Source organism: Bacillus sp. NPDC094106, from assembly GCF_044764345.1.
GTDB lineage: Bacteria > Bacillota > Bacilli > Bacillales > Bacillaceae_G > Bacillus_A.
The window spans coordinates 68,993-82,466 of the sequence record NZ_JBIWHY010000018.1 but is presented as its reverse complement, the minus strand read 5'-3'; the positions used below and the strand labels follow the sequence as shown (position 1 = coordinate 82,466).

Genomic DNA, 13,474 nt, shown 5'->3' with positions numbered 1-13,474 from the left:
GTAACAATCGTATGTCAAGTTTGTGAAGGAACAATTGCACACTTTGAAGATGAAAAAACAACAGTACTTTACGGGAAATGTGGATCTCATTGCGAATGTGATCACAAGGAGCATACAACGGCCCGATAATATATAGAGGCGTATAAAGGTCTAGGAAGTATAAATTTAGGGGGAAATAGAAAATGGGAACAATCGTATGTCAAGTTTGTGAAGGAACAATTGCACACTTTGAAGATGAAAAAACAACAGTACTTTACGGGAAATGTGGATCTCATTGCGAATGTAATCACAAGGAGCATACAAAAGCCCAGTAATAGAGTAAAACGCCTGCAGATGCAGGCGTTTTTTAGTAGATAGTAGTTGTGTGACCAATTGTTGCAACGATTGCATCATCTCTAATAGGGATAAATCCTAGCGTTGTTTGTAGATTGTTAGCAGAAGCATGTTGGCTCATGAGGCGGCTATCTATACGTGTAATAAAATCAGTTAAGTATGCTGAAATAAAGGCATATGGAATTCTTCGGTCATTTAATAGATAAATAATTTGTTCTTTTGTTTTTACGCCCACACCGTGACCATAATAAAAGTAATTCCCTAAATAAATTGTATTTTCTCCTTGCCATTCAATCGAAGCTGGATTCACTTGTGGATTTTTAAAATAAACAAGGTCACCAGGAACGATATCGCCACCTGTTTTTGTTATTAATTTTAGGTCATGATCATAATCCCATGTATAGAGTAAGAGGTTTGCAAATAGATGGCTGAACGTTTCTTCATCATATAATGCTAATAGCGCTTTATAAAAAATAATAATCATTGCTGTTGCACACTCTGTGCCATACATTTTTCCATTTTTAAAAATATCTCGTATCGCGACGGAAGATGGTACGCCAGGGCGTAATTGAAATCCTCCCAGTGATGTCCTTTGCCAAAACTCAGGATTGCAAAAGGATTGCTGAAATGTTCGAAACTGAAATCCACTTTGAAAAAGTTCTAATGCAGCAGTAATAATGTTAATTCGTAAATTTAGATCAAAGCTAAGTTCATCAGCTGTTCGGAAGGAGTATACTTCTTGATTTCCAGTCATAATGGCTAAAATTTGTTGTTTCTCAGTAGCGAACGGTTCGTTTTCATTTGTGATATAAGGATGTACAATAGAGCGACCAATCACAATCATAATGGTATCCCCACCTATACGTTACATTCTCTAGTATCGTATGAATAAACAAAAAAATGGTGAAAAAAAAGCCTATCAACTGATAGGCTTGTATTCTTTAATAACACGTAATGTTTGTAACGTCATATCTTCGGGACCTTGTACTGGTAGACCAGCTTCTAAATTTTTATGAATATAATCTAAGTTTTCTTGTGTAATAATTTCACCCGGAGTAAAGATTGGAATCCCTGGTGGATAAACCATAACAAAATCAGCTATAATGCGGCCAGCAGCATTTTCGAACGAGATAACCTCTGTTTCTGAATAAAAGGCATCTCGAGGAGAGAGAGCAAGTACAGGGATTTCTGGAATTTCAACTTGTACTTGAACACCTTTGTCGGCTCTATGTTTAAATGTCGTTGCCATTTCTTGTAAGGCTCTAATAAGAATGTTTGTTTCATCTTCTGTATCGCCTAATGTAACAAGACATAGAATGTTATATAAGTCTGAGAGCTCAACTTCAATATTGTAATGTTCTCTTAACCATACTTCTGCTTCATGACCTGTAATTCCTAAGTCCTTTACAGACACAATTAGCTTTGTTGGATCATAGCTAAACGTGGCATCTGTACCTAACATTTCTTTTCCGGGACAATCAAGATGTTCAATATCGTTTATGGCGTCACGAACATGCTCAGCTAGCTGTATTGTTTTTGTTATTAATGCCTTTCCTTCAGTTGCAAGTCTTTTTCTCGCAACATCAAGGGAAGCTAGCAAAATGTAAGAAGTCGATGTAGTTGTAAGCATACTAATAATCGATTGGACATGTTTTACATTCACGAGGCCTTCTTTTACATTTAAAATAGAGCTTTGTGTTAATGATCCGCCTAGCTTATGAACACTTGTCGCTGCCATATCTGCACCCGCTTGCATAGCTGACATCGGTAATTCATCATGAAAATGGATGTGGACACCGTGAGCTTCATCAACTAATACAGGTATTTCGTAGGAATGAGCTAATTCTACAATTTGCTGCAGGTCTGCGGCGAATCCAAAATATGTTGGATTAATAACGAGTAATCCTTTTGCATCTGAGTGTTCCTCAAGTGCTTTTTTTACGGACTGAATCGTAATCCCGTGTGAAATACCGAGTTTCGGATCGATTTCAGGATGAATGAAAATTGGTTTTGCACCTGAGAAAATAATGGCTGACATTACAGATTTATGAACGTTTCGCGGTACGAGAATTTTATCTCCTGGGCCACAAACACTCATCACCATTGTCATAATTGCTCCGCTTGTACCTTGAACTGAAAAGAAAGTATGATCTGCACCGAACGCAGTAGCTGCTAAATCCTGTGCTTCTTTAATCATACCTTTTGGATGATGTAAATCATCAAGCGGCGCAATGTTAATTAAATCAATTGCTAATGCATTATGCCCAATAAATTCGCGAAATACAGGATCCATTCCCTGTCCTTTTTTATGACCTGGAATATGGAATTGAATAGGATTTCGCTTACTGTGCTCTACTAAAGCGGTAAACAATGGTGTTTTGTATTGGGACAATCTATACACCCCTTCTTCTTTGAAATATTTATTATGCTTTGTTTTATGACATCTTGTTCAATAAGAAAGTTATCTTCCCTTGTATAGTTATATAACCATCTCTAAGAACTAGATTCGTTTTACTTACCATTCATAAAAAAGTCTTTTGAAATGGAAGTCTCACTTTATTTTCTATAAAACAAAAGCATTATATCACCAATAATTATAGATGTATAGAAAAATATCATTTTTAGCGTATGTATGATTTCTAGTCATTCAATTTTATTTTTCACTTTTCTCATAGAGGAAGACAATTCCATAAAAAAAGAGAAATAGTGTATAATGCAAAGTGGCTATACCAAAGGATGAAATTGTAATCTTTAAGGTAGCATAATAACAAAACAACAAAAGATAGATGAGGTGTAAGAATGGAATATCAATATCCACTTGATCATGATTGGTCGAACGAGGAAATGATTGCGATTGTGAAATTTTATGAGGCGATTGAAAAGGTATATGAAAAAGGAATTGTTAGAGAAGAATTGATGGGATTGTATCGTAGGTTTAAAGAGATTGTTCCATCGAAAGCGGAAGAGAAGAAAATTGATAAAGAGTTTCAAGAGGTAAGTGGATATTCTATATATCGTGCCATGCAAAAAGCGAAAGAAGTAGAAGAACAAAAGATTGTTAAAATATAAAAAAGATTTTGAAAAATAAAAAATGAAGTGCTATAATGTGATAACAACTAAAAACGGACAATATATATTGTCCGTTTTCTACTATCGATTACAAATTTTATATAAAGGAAGGAGTGATTGCATCGTAGATTCAACCTTGGCAAGAAATTGTTCATTGGTCATTTCTGGAAATTCTTCTGGCGAGATATGAATACCGACTAATAGCTCTGCTTTCTTTACAGTGGCTAAGCGTTCGATCATTTTTTGTAAATCTTTCGATTCTAATATGTTATGTGATTTTACACTTGGTTTAGTATGGTCAATGGACCAAACGAAGTCATTTGGTATATTTGTTTTTAAATCATTTAAATGTTCTAAGAAGGCATGAGCCGCTTCCACTTTTTGCGGACACTCATAGATTAAACCAAAGTATATGAAGGCATGGGTACCCCATAAGCCAATTTGAAAATGTGGTAACATCTTATACCCGCGTTTATTTGTTGAAAAAGCAACCCAAGTATCGTTTGGTGGATTGACTTTGCGGCGTGCGTGTTTCGCTACATGGTAGAAAAAAGTTTCCCCAGTTTGCTCGGATAAATAATGGGAAAATTGTTCGCCTAAAGCTTCTAATTTTGGATGAATATTTGTTTTAATAGCATTCATTCGTTCTTCAAGACCATCAACAGAAAAAACAGCAAAGTCAGTTGATTTAAATGTTTGTAATGTCATGACAGTTCCTCCAACTCCTAGTTTGTTTTTTTATTTTAGCATAGCTTGTACGATTCATAAAAAAAACAGCACAAAAAAATTTCAGTAAAAAAATATAATTTTGTTGCATAGATGATTTATCCAACATAGTATAGTATAAAACAAAAAATCAGAAAATTAAGTTAATTCTAGTCCGAGGGCAAACGAATATTGGGAGGAGGCAAATAAAAATGAGACAGGTGATTAATGCGTTAAAGAGAACAGATGCTGAAAAGAGAATTCCGGTATTAAGATTGGAATTAGATTATGAATTAGCGACTTTATATGATGCTATGATGGAGAATGATAATCAGAAAAAAGAAGAGTGCGTACAAAAATTAGAAGTGCTAAGACTTGAAATGATTCGTTTAGAAGCGTAATAATAGTATATGTATAAAAATTTAGTTGGTGCGAACCTTATAAAGGGTTCGTTTTTTCTGTGAACAGTATAGATCGAGGTGTTTAAAATATGCAAGAGGTATGGAAAGAAATCGATATACATGCAAAACAGTGGATTCGAGAAGCTGGGGAACGTTTAATGGCATCGTTGAAAAAATCACTTATTGTAGAAACGAAGTCAAATGTCACTGATCTAGTAACAAATATGGACCGAGAAATAGAACAGTTTTTAATTGGGAAAATTAAAGAAACATTCCCGGATCATTATATTTTAGGAGAAGAAGGATATGGAGACAAAATCACTTCTCCGAATGGGGTTGTTTGGTTAATTGATCCAATTGATGGTACGATGAATTTTGTTCATCAAAAAAGAAATTTCGCAATTTCGATTGGCATTTATGAGAACGGTATCGGAAAAATCGGCCTCATCTATGATCCGGTTCATGATGAACTGTATCATGCTATAAAGGGGGAAGGAGCATTTTGTAACGGTATATCCATTCCTACTTTAGAGAAAGGTATAGTAGAAAACGGGATTATTGCTTTAAATGCTACGTGGCTTACTGATAATCCATTACTTAATATGGAAAAAATGATGAAGCTCGTAAAAAAAGCACGAGGAACACGCTCATATGGTTGCGCAGCACTAGAAATGGTATATGTTGCAACAGGGAGATTAGATGCTTACGTGACGCCGCGATTATCTCCTTGGGATTTTGGCGGAGGGCTAATCATTGTAGAAGAAGTTGATGGCAAAGTGACGACATTTGCTGGTAAAGCACTTTCTATTGTAGAAAAAAGTAGTGTATTAGTTGCGAAGCCGGGAGTATATGAAGAGTTATTACCATTTGTATCACAGTAACAAAAAAAGTAAGAGGCTACGAAAAGCTTCTTACTTTTTACTGTTACTGTGATTTACGCATTTTTCGTTTTGTTACAAATCCGTATCCAACTGTAACAAATGTTCCGATAATGCAAATAATAACACCGATGCGACTATTTTCAGCAATCATAATTCCAATGCCAATTAAGAAAATAACACCGATAATAGCTATTAATAAAAAGCGATATTGAATGTGTTCCATATCTTCACCCTCCAATCTCATTTTACTTTCACAAAAGTAAGAATACAACTATATTTTCATTCTTGATTTTATTTTGATTGCCATTGTATCCCCTTCGCTCTTATAATAGAGAAGGATTAAAAAGACACTAGGAGTTGGACATGTTGAAAAAACGACAAGATTTACGAAATATAGCAATTATTGCCCACGTTGACCATGGTAAAACAACACTTGTTGACCAATTATTACGTCAAGCGGGGACGTTCCGTGCGAATGAACACGTTGAAGAACGCGCGATGGATTCAAATGATCTAGAAAGAGAGCGCGGTATTACGATTTTAGCGAAAAATACTGCGATTCACTATGAAGATAAACGAATTAACATTTTAGATACACCTGGTCACGCTGACTTCGGTGGAGAAGTAGAACGTATCATGAAAATGGTAGATGGTGTTTTACTTGTTGTTGATGCATATGAAGGTTGTATGCCACAAACACGATTTGTTTTAAAGAAAGCTCTTGAGCAAAATTTAACTCCAATCGTTGTAGTAAACAAAATTGACCGTGACTTTGCTCGCCCTGATGAAGTAGTTGATGAAGTAATCGATTTATTCATTGAACTTGGTGCAAACGAAGATCAATTAGAGTTCCCAGTTGTATTTGCTTCAGCAATGAACGGAACAGCGAGCTTAGATTCAAATCCAGCAAACCAAGAAGAGAATATGAAATCATTATTTGATACAATTGTTGATCATATTCCAGCACCAATTGATAACAGTGAAGAGCCACTTCAATTCCAAGTAGCACTTCTTGATTATAATGATTATGTAGGTCGTATCGGAGTTGGTCGTGTATTCCGCGGTACAATGAAAGTAGGACAACAAGTTGCACTAATGAAGGTTGATGGAAGTGTAAAGCAATTCCGTGTAACAAAATTATTTGGTTACATGGGATTAAAACGTCAAGAAATTGAAGAAGCAAAAGCTGGAGACCTAGTAGCTGTTTCTGGTATGGAAGACATTAACGTTGGTGAAACGGTATGTCCAGTTGAACATCAAGAGGCATTACCGTTATTACGTATTGATGAGCCGACACTACAAATGACATTCCTTGTAAATAACAGCCCATTTGCAGGTCGTGAAGGTAAATATATTACATCTCGTAAAATTGAAGAGCGTCTTCGTTCACAATTAGAAACAGATGTGAGCTTACGTGTAGATAATACAGAATCTCCTGATGCATGGATTGTATCTGGACGTGGAGAGTTACACTTATCTATCTTAATTGAAAACATGCGTCGTGAAGGTTATGAACTTCAAGTATCTAAGCCTGAAGTAATTATTAAAGAGGTTGATGGCGTAAGATGTGAGCCTGTAGAGCGCGTACAAATCGATGTGCCTGAAGAATACACTGGTTCTATTATGGAATCAATGGGTGCACGTAAAGGTGAAATGTTAGACATGGTGAATAACGGAAACGGTCAAGTTCGCCTTACTTTCATGGTTCCAGCACGTGGTTTAATTGGTTACACGACAGAATTCCTAACATTAACTCGTGGTTATGGTATTTTAAACCATACATTCGATTGCTACCAACCAGTACATGCTGGACAAGTTGGTGGACGTCGCCAAGGTGTTCTTGTTTCACTTGAAACAGGAAAAGCATCACAATACGGTATTATGCAAGTTGAAGATCGCGGTGTAATCTTCGTTGAACCAGGTACAGAAGTATATGCTGGTATGATTGTTGGAGAACATACACGTGAGAATGATTTAACAGTTAACGTTGTAAAAATGAAACAACAAACTAACATTCGTTCTGCGACGAAAGATCAAACTTCAACAATGAAAAAACCACGCTTAATGACTTTAGAAGAGTCATTAGAGTACTTAAACGATGATGAGTTCTGTGAAGTAACTCCAGAATCAATTCGTCTTCGTAAAAAGATTCTTGATAAGAGTGAGCGCGAAAGAGCTGCTAAGAAAAAGAAATCTGTCGAAGCTTAAGTAATGTAGGGCTGCCTTTTGATAAAAGGCAGCTTTTTTATTGTAAATATTTTTTGAAAATTTGCTCTTTTGTGTGGACAGTACTTTTTTTGCAGGGTACTCTTATAGTAAGTACATTGAAAATGAAATAGAAGGAGTTGTTATTCATCTGCGTGAGTAAGGGGGAGAAGTGTAGTGCTTGAAAAAATGTCATTTTTTGCGAAGTTGTACAATGTAGATGTCAATCCAGAAGTGGGGATGTGGTTGCTTTACGGTACAATCATCATATTAAGTGCGCTCGTATATAATTTAGGATTTGCTCGGAAGTTATCTTTACTAAAAAATATTGTAATTTATGTGTCTTTAGCAATCGGGTGTACTGTTTTAACTTTCTTTGCGGTTTTTTTACCAGTTGGGGAGGGGCTTGTTGTGGCTGCAATTGTGCTCGGTATGTATAGATTACGCTTACGTCAAGCGAGGCAACAGAAAGCAAGTTAAAGGGGGAAGTTTTCATGCGTTCCGTACAAGATGCGCTATATAATTGGTTAACAATTAAAACGGTTATGGAAGCACGCCCGCATGATGTGGCTGCCCAAGAAACATATGAATTATTTCATAACATGCTATATGAGGACTATCAATTAAAGAATATAACGGTTGAAAAGGACGAGGAGATGTATGTAATTACATACGAAAAAGATGGAGAAATACGGTCTGCAAGATTTCCATTAGAATTGATTGATTGTTTTTTAGAGCAGATGAACCGAGAACCAGAAAAATATAAATAAGTCCTCATCTAAATGACTAAGGACTTATTTTACAGGTTACCATTCATCTTCTACTGTTTTATCACGATATAAATGAAACTTGCCGCTTGCATGGCGTTCCATTGTACGTTCTGTAATACGCTCTGTACATTCCATGCACATATATGTATGAATTGGACGGTTACGAAGCTTTTTGGCCATAGGGTTTTCGTCATCTAGCTCATCTTTTTTATCACAAATCATGCATTTGACTCTCATTTCGTCACCTCAATACAAATTCTATCGTTATAAGTATATCATGTAAGTTTGATGTTTTTGAACTGTAGAGGAAAAAAATAATATTTTCGCAATTCGAAAAATAAGTTATCATAAAGATAAGAAAAATTTGGAGGTGGAAATATGGCGAATGTGGTAGAACCTACATTGACAGATTCCTTAGTACAATCTTTACGTAAGGAGAATATTGTTACAATAGCAACTACTGATTTTGAAAAAAATATTCCTAGTGTCAGTGCTATTTCATGGGTATATGCAATGAGTGAGACTAGTATTCGATTTGCTGTGGATCAACGTTCACGTATTGTGGAAAATGTAAGACATCATGCAGAACTTGTATTAACTATAATGGCAAATGAATCCGTATTTTCCATTAGCGGTGAAGCAAAGATTTTAACTGATAGAATGGAGGGTGTTTCCCTTAAGTTAACTGTAGTAGAAGTAGCTGTAAAAGAGGTCCGTGATGTTATGTTTTACGGAGCAAGGCTTGTTGCAGAACCAACATATGAAAAGACATACGATATTCGAGCTGCTAAAAAACTTGATCATCAAGTGTTAACAGGGATGAAAGAATTGTAAAAGTGGATGAACAACTGAGGTGGTTCATTCTTTTTCTTCTGTATATATTGAGGAAATTAGCAGTTTCTACTTCCTGGTAAATTATAAATGTTAATAATGAAGTGCTTTTGAATAGGAGAGAACGCAGAAAGATTGAAGAAAAGTTTTAATTTATATGAATTTCGATTCTACCTCGTTTATACGGTACATATAATTATAACAATGGTTCGTCCATATTATGTGATGGATGAAACCCTTGTTCTACAAATTTAAAAGTGGAGTCAGGGGGTAACAGGTTGGATAAAATTTATGTGTTAGATACGAATGTACTTTTGCAGGATCCTTTATCTATTTTTTCTTTTGAAACAAATGAAGTAGTGATTCCAGCAGTTGTATTAGAAGAGGTTGATTCGAAAAAACGTTATATGGATGAAGTTGGACGAAATGCCCGTTATGTATCTAAGCTAATAGATAAATTTCGTGAACTTGGAAAGCTACATGAAAGTATTCCTCTGGAAAATGGAGGGACATTTCGTATTGAATTAAATCATCGCTCGTTTGTTCAACTGCAAGATATTTTTGTAGAAAAAACAAATGATAATCGTATTTTAGCGGTCGCAAAAAATTTATCCTTAGAAGAGCAGGATAAAGAAGATGGGAAGTCTGTTATTTTAGTAAGTAAAGATGTCCTTGTAAGAGTAAAAGCAGATGCATTAGGCTTACAAGCCGAAGATTACTTAAGTGATCGTGTAATTGAAGTGGAAAATATATATTCAGGATTTTTAGAAAGCTACATATCAAAAGAACAGTTGAATTATTTTTATGAAAAAGGAGAGCTTCCTTTATCCGAAATTGCAAATCACCCGTTTTATCCAAATCAGTTTATTGTAATGAAAGATGCGTTAGGGGGATCAAGTTCTGCGCTTGGAATCGTTGATAACTTAGGGAAAAAAGTAAAAAAACTCATTTTTCATAATGAGCAAGTTTGGGGAATACGTCCGCGAAATGTACAGCAAATTATGGGGTTAGAATTATTGCTCCGTGAAGACATTCCGCTTGTAACTTTAACAGGTAAAGCGGGCACTGGTAAAACGTTGCTTGCACTAGCTTCTGGACTTATGCAAACGGAGGACTTAGGTTTGTATAAAAAGCTTCTTGTCGCAAGACCTATCGTCCCTGTTGGAAAAGATATTGGTTATTTACCTGGAGAGAAAGAAGAAAAATTAAGGCCGTGGATGCAACCGATTTTTGACAACCTAGAGTATTTATTTAATACCAAAAAGCCTGGTGAATTAGATGCTATTTTAGCAGGTATGGGTTCGATTGAGGTCGAGGCACTTACGTATATACGAGGAAGGAGTATTCCAGATCAATTTATTATTATTGATGAAGCACAAAATTTAACGAAACATGAAGTGAAGACAATATTAACAAGGGTGGGAGAGAAAAGTAAGATTGTGTTAATGGGGGATCCTCAGCAAATTGATCATCCTTATTTAGATGAATATAATAATGGCCTAACATATGTTGTAGAGAAGTTTAAAGAACAAAGAATTAGTGGGCATGTAAAGTTTGTAAAAGGAGAACGTTCTAATTTAGCACAATTAGCAGCAGATTTATTATAAAAAGGAGTGGGTAAAAGCCCACTCCTTTTTATTCTGTTATTAGATAGGAAGCATCTGCTTAAATAACTGTAAATTTACGGATATTTCGAATCGGATTATTTTTATTAGAACCGTCATCAAAGTAAAGGTGAACAGGTCCGTCCTCTCGTAATGGTTTCCCGTCTTTTGAAAAGCCGAGAATAGCATTTTGGACTTTTTCTAATGGTAATGTGATTGTATCATGCAGCGTTTCAATTTCAACATGTGTTGCACCATCTATAATTTCGGCATTTTTGAAAAAGGGATGAAGTGGTATACCGAATGTTCCGGTAATAAGTTGTTCTTTTTTGAATTTTTTTACGCTCTTTTGAATCGGTGGGAAAGTTGCACCATCACGAATCTCACGGTCCCAATGTTCAGAAGTGTGCTTCAGATAAGTTTCTAATTCAGATGTTTCGTCTCTAGTTTCATTAAAATAAGTTGTTAAATCTACTTTTCGATCATCAAAAATCCAAACGCTTGGATCGATGGTAATTGGAAAGCGTACTTTTCCGTTTATAAACAAAATTTCACTCATTGTTGTTCCCCCATTTGTATTATGCTCCCACTTTTCAGTATAATAGGATTAGACACGGTTGTCACAAAAAATGTTTCTATTGCAATTTATTAAAACTATCGCTAATATTAGTAGATAGGAGAGTAGGACGGAAACGGAGGGAATCAATTTGGCGTCTGAGACAGTAGCAAATCATCAGGAAAAGGCACTTGCCCTTCTACAAGCGGATGCGGAGAAGATTTTAAGACTTATTAAGGTGCAGATGGATCACCTTACGATGCCGCAATGTCCATTATATGAAGAAGTGTTGGATACACAAATGTTTGGACTATCCCGTGAGGTTGACTTTGCGGTTCGTCTTGATCTTATTACAGAAGAGCAAGGGAAAGAGATGTTAGGAGAGCTTGAACGGGAGTTATCAGCACTTCATGAAGCATTTACAAATAAACAACAATAACGGGTTCAAATAAGGGGGCTCAAACTGATTCAGTTTGAGCTTTTTATTTGTATAATAAAGCAGGAAGAATTTCGATACATATGGAATACAACATTTAAAATGAAAACAGAAAGAGGATATTGCATGAAAAAAGTATGGAAGTCAATGGATTATTCATTATTGCTTCCTCTTGTTATTTTATGTGTGCTGGGAGTGATAATGGTATACAGTGCTAGCTCTATTTTGGCTATTACAAAGTATGCTAAACTGAATTTGCCGAGTGATTACTTTTTTCGTAAGCAATTAGTAGCATTAGGTATAGGGACTGTATTGGGATTAGGAGTGATCGCTACGATTCCATATCAGGTTTGGAGAAAACGAATTGTTTTGTTACTAATGATACTAGGAAGCATTGGATTGCTATCTTTAGCACTATTGCTTGGAACGACAGCGAATGGTGCGCAAGCGTGGGTGTTTGGTATACAGCCGGCGGAATTTGTTAAAATAGCTATCATTATCATACTTGCACGTTTCTTTGCAAGAAGACAAGAAACAGATACTTCAGTATGGAAAGGATCAGCAGGCACAATTTTGTTTATAGGGTTAGTGGTATTTTTAATTCTGAAACAAAATGATTTAGGGACGGTATTGTTGATTATAGGCACTGTCGGGATTATGTTTCTTTGTTCAGGAGTTCCGATTAACAAGTGGATAAAGCGTCTGTTGTTAAGCTCAATTGTATGGATTCCGCTTTTATACTTAGTTGCTAACTATGCATTGAAACCCTACCAAAAAGCACGTTTTTCAGCGTTTTTTAATCCATTTGACGATCCACAAGGTACTGGATTTCAGCTAGTGAACTCTTTTATTGGAATTGCTTCAGGAGGACTAAATGGTAGAGGGATTGGAAATAGCATACAAAAGTATGGGTATTTACCTGAACCACATACAGACTTTATTATGACAATCATATCTGAAGAACTTGGTTTTATCGGTGTAGCGATTGTTTTAATTTGTTTGTTACTCATCATTATTCGTTCATTTCGAATTGCTCAAAAGTGTAAAGACCCATTTGGAAGTTTAATAGCAATTGGTATCGCTAGTCTGATTGGAGTACAAACATTGGTTAATGTTGGTGGTATGTCTGGGTTATTACCTCTTACTGGTGTACCTTTACCATTTATCAGTTATGGTGGTAGTTCTTTAATGGCTAATTTATTTGCAATGGGCATATTGTTAAATATAGCTAGTTACGTAAAACAACAAGAGAAGCAGCAAGAAAGAATAAATCAGAAAAAAGAACATGGTGAACGACATCTTGTTGTCGTGAAATAAAGTGAAATTTTAACCAGTGGGGCTGTATCCTCTGCTGATTATTATTGCTAGCAAATAGCGGGATAAAAAGGCTTTGTGTTTTCGAACACAAAGCCTTTTTATTATATTGATTTTTAAATATGTTATACTTTTTTCGGTTAAAAAACAAAAGTGTAACATATTTATTTAAATATGATATACAATAAGTCTGTTAGAAAAGGAAGAGGTATGCTATACTATTTCTGTGAAACAAATTGATTAGAAAACTTATCATTTGATAAAAAATAAGGTATGATGAATAAAAATAAAGTGAAGCTTTCTAGGTGAAATTTTGAAAAGAAAGTGAAGAACTTCACGCTCTTTAGAACATGTGCTTATTTAATCTCT

18 protein-coding genes are annotated in these 13,474 nt (G+C 35.4%); 12 read left to right on the top strand and 6 right to left on the bottom strand.

Features of this window, described 5'->3' with window-relative positions; all coding sequences use genetic code 11:
* The coding region (locus ACIQ7L_RS22425) for a GapA-binding peptide SR1P (protein ID WP_400571819.1) at positions 1–129 on the top strand (129 nt) is incomplete at its 5' end.
* Positions 130–182: 53 nt separating this feature from the next.
* Positions 183–314: a GapA-binding peptide SR1P gene (locus tag ACIQ7L_RS22420; protein WP_097895011.1), complete on the top strand. Its 132-nt coding sequence runs from the start codon at positions 183–185 to the stop codon at positions 312–314.
* Between the two features lie 32 nt (positions 315–346).
* On the opposite strand, the gene ACIQ7L_RS22415 is transcribed toward ACIQ7L_RS22420, so the two are convergent.
* Both ACIQ7L_RS22415 and ACIQ7L_RS22410 read right to left on the bottom strand, forming a co-directional pair.
* Positions 347–1,177: a protein-glutamine gamma-glutamyltransferase gene (locus tag ACIQ7L_RS22415; RefSeq protein WP_400571766.1), complete on the bottom strand. Its 831-nt coding sequence runs from the start codon at positions 1,175–1,177 to the stop codon at positions 347–349.
* Positions 1,178–1,252: 75 nt separating this feature from the next.
* Positions 1,253–2,725, bottom strand: a complete 1,473-nt coding sequence (locus ACIQ7L_RS22410; RefSeq protein WP_483861813.1) for an aminotransferase class I/II-fold pyridoxal phosphate-dependent enzyme — start codon at positions 2,723–2,725, stop codon at positions 1,253–1,255.
* A gap of 407 nt (positions 2,726–3,132) precedes the next feature.
* Between ACIQ7L_RS22410 and ACIQ7L_RS22405 the strand changes: the two genes are divergently transcribed.
* Positions 3,133–3,402: a UPF0223 family protein gene (locus ACIQ7L_RS22405; RefSeq protein WP_400571764.1), complete on the top strand. Its 270-nt coding sequence runs from the start codon at positions 3,133–3,135 to the stop codon at positions 3,400–3,402.
* 81 nt (positions 3,403–3,483) lie between these two features.
* Here ACIQ7L_RS22405 and ACIQ7L_RS22400 read toward each other — a convergent pair whose 3' ends face one another.
* Complete coding sequence (locus ACIQ7L_RS22400; protein ID WP_400571762.1) at positions 3,484–4,110, bottom strand: YktB family protein; 627 nt, start codon at positions 4,108–4,110, stop codon at positions 3,484–3,486.
* Between the two features lie 209 nt (positions 4,111–4,319).
* Here ACIQ7L_RS22400 and ACIQ7L_RS22395 point away from each other — a divergent pair, with 209 nt between their 5' ends.
* Both ACIQ7L_RS22395 and ACIQ7L_RS22390 read left to right on the top strand, forming a co-directional pair.
* Positions 4,320–4,508, top strand: coding sequence for a hypothetical protein (locus ACIQ7L_RS22395; protein ID WP_001250169.1), 189 nt, complete (start codon positions 4,320–4,322; stop codon positions 4,506–4,508).
* Positions 4,509–4,597: 89 nt separating this feature from the next.
* A complete protein-coding gene (locus ACIQ7L_RS22390; RefSeq protein WP_400571759.1) occupies positions 4,598–5,389 on the top strand; it encodes an inositol monophosphatase family protein in 792 nt (263 codons plus the stop codon).
* A 43-nt stretch (positions 5,390–5,432) separates the two neighbouring features.
* Here ACIQ7L_RS22390 and ACIQ7L_RS22385 read toward each other — a convergent pair whose 3' ends face one another.
* Positions 5,433–5,612, bottom strand: a complete 180-nt coding sequence (locus ACIQ7L_RS22385; RefSeq protein ID WP_400571757.1) for a DUF5325 family protein — start codon at positions 5,610–5,612, stop codon at positions 5,433–5,435.
* A 140-nt stretch (positions 5,613–5,752) separates the two neighbouring features.
* Between ACIQ7L_RS22385 and typA the strand changes: the two genes are divergently transcribed.
* The 3 genes from typA to ACIQ7L_RS22370 all read left to right on the top strand — a co-directional run bounded on the left by typA (position 5,753) and on the right by ACIQ7L_RS22370 (position 8,364).
* Positions 5,753–7,597 carry a translational GTPase TypA gene (gene typA / locus ACIQ7L_RS22380; RefSeq protein ID WP_097895018.1) on the top strand — a complete coding sequence of 615 codons (1,845 nt, stop codon included), beginning with the start codon at positions 5,753–5,755 and terminating at the stop codon, positions 7,595–7,597.
* 174 nt (positions 7,598–7,771) lie between these two features.
* Positions 7,772–8,074 carry a YlaH-like family protein gene (locus ACIQ7L_RS22375; protein WP_097895019.1) on the top strand — a complete coding sequence of 101 codons (303 nt, stop codon included), beginning with the start codon at positions 7,772–7,774 and terminating at the stop codon, positions 8,072–8,074.
* Positions 8,075–8,088: 14 nt separating this feature from the next.
* Positions 8,089–8,364: a hypothetical protein gene (locus tag ACIQ7L_RS22370; protein WP_400571755.1), complete on the top strand. Its 276-nt coding sequence runs from the start codon at positions 8,089–8,091 to the stop codon at positions 8,362–8,364.
* A gap of 36 nt (positions 8,365–8,400) precedes the next feature.
* On the opposite strand, the gene ACIQ7L_RS22365 is transcribed toward ACIQ7L_RS22370, so the two are convergent.
* Positions 8,401–8,601 carry a YlaI family protein gene (locus ACIQ7L_RS22365; RefSeq protein ID WP_400571753.1) on the bottom strand — a complete coding sequence of 67 codons (201 nt, stop codon included), beginning with the start codon at positions 8,599–8,601 and terminating at the stop codon, positions 8,401–8,403.
* Between the two features lie 141 nt (positions 8,602–8,742).
* Here ACIQ7L_RS22365 and ACIQ7L_RS22360 point away from each other — a divergent pair, with 141 nt between their 5' ends.
* Together ACIQ7L_RS22360 and ACIQ7L_RS22355 are read left to right on the top strand one after the other, a co-directional pair.
* A complete protein-coding gene (locus ACIQ7L_RS22360; RefSeq protein ID WP_400571751.1) occupies positions 8,743–9,198 on the top strand; it encodes a pyridoxamine 5'-phosphate oxidase family protein in 456 nt (151 codons plus the stop codon).
* Positions 9,199–9,473: 275 nt separating this feature from the next.
* Positions 9,474–10,802, top strand: coding sequence for a PhoH family protein (locus ACIQ7L_RS22355; protein WP_097895023.1), 1,329 nt, complete (start codon positions 9,474–9,476; stop codon positions 10,800–10,802).
* A 58-nt stretch (positions 10,803–10,860) separates the two neighbouring features.
* On the opposite strand, the gene ACIQ7L_RS22350 is transcribed toward ACIQ7L_RS22355, so the two are convergent.
* Positions 10,861–11,358 carry a molybdopterin-binding protein gene (locus ACIQ7L_RS22350; RefSeq protein ID WP_400571749.1) on the bottom strand — a complete coding sequence of 166 codons (498 nt, stop codon included), beginning with the start codon at positions 11,356–11,358 and terminating at the stop codon, positions 10,861–10,863.
* Positions 11,359–11,506: 148 nt separating this feature from the next.
* On the opposite strand from ACIQ7L_RS22350, the gene ACIQ7L_RS22345 reads away from it, so the two are divergent.
* Together ACIQ7L_RS22345 and ACIQ7L_RS22340 are read left to right on the top strand one after the other, a co-directional pair.
* Positions 11,507–11,794, top strand: a complete 288-nt coding sequence (locus ACIQ7L_RS22345; protein WP_400571747.1) for an Fpa/YlaN family protein — start codon at positions 11,507–11,509, stop codon at positions 11,792–11,794.
* A 123-nt stretch (positions 11,795–11,917) separates the two neighbouring features.
* The gene (locus ACIQ7L_RS22340; protein ID WP_400571745.1) at positions 11,918–13,108 is read left to right on the top strand and encodes an FtsW/RodA/SpoVE family cell cycle protein; all 1,191 of its coding nucleotides are present in this window, start codon (positions 11,918–11,920) and stop codon (positions 13,106–13,108) included.
* The last annotated feature ends 366 nt before the right edge of the window (positions 13,109–13,474 follow it).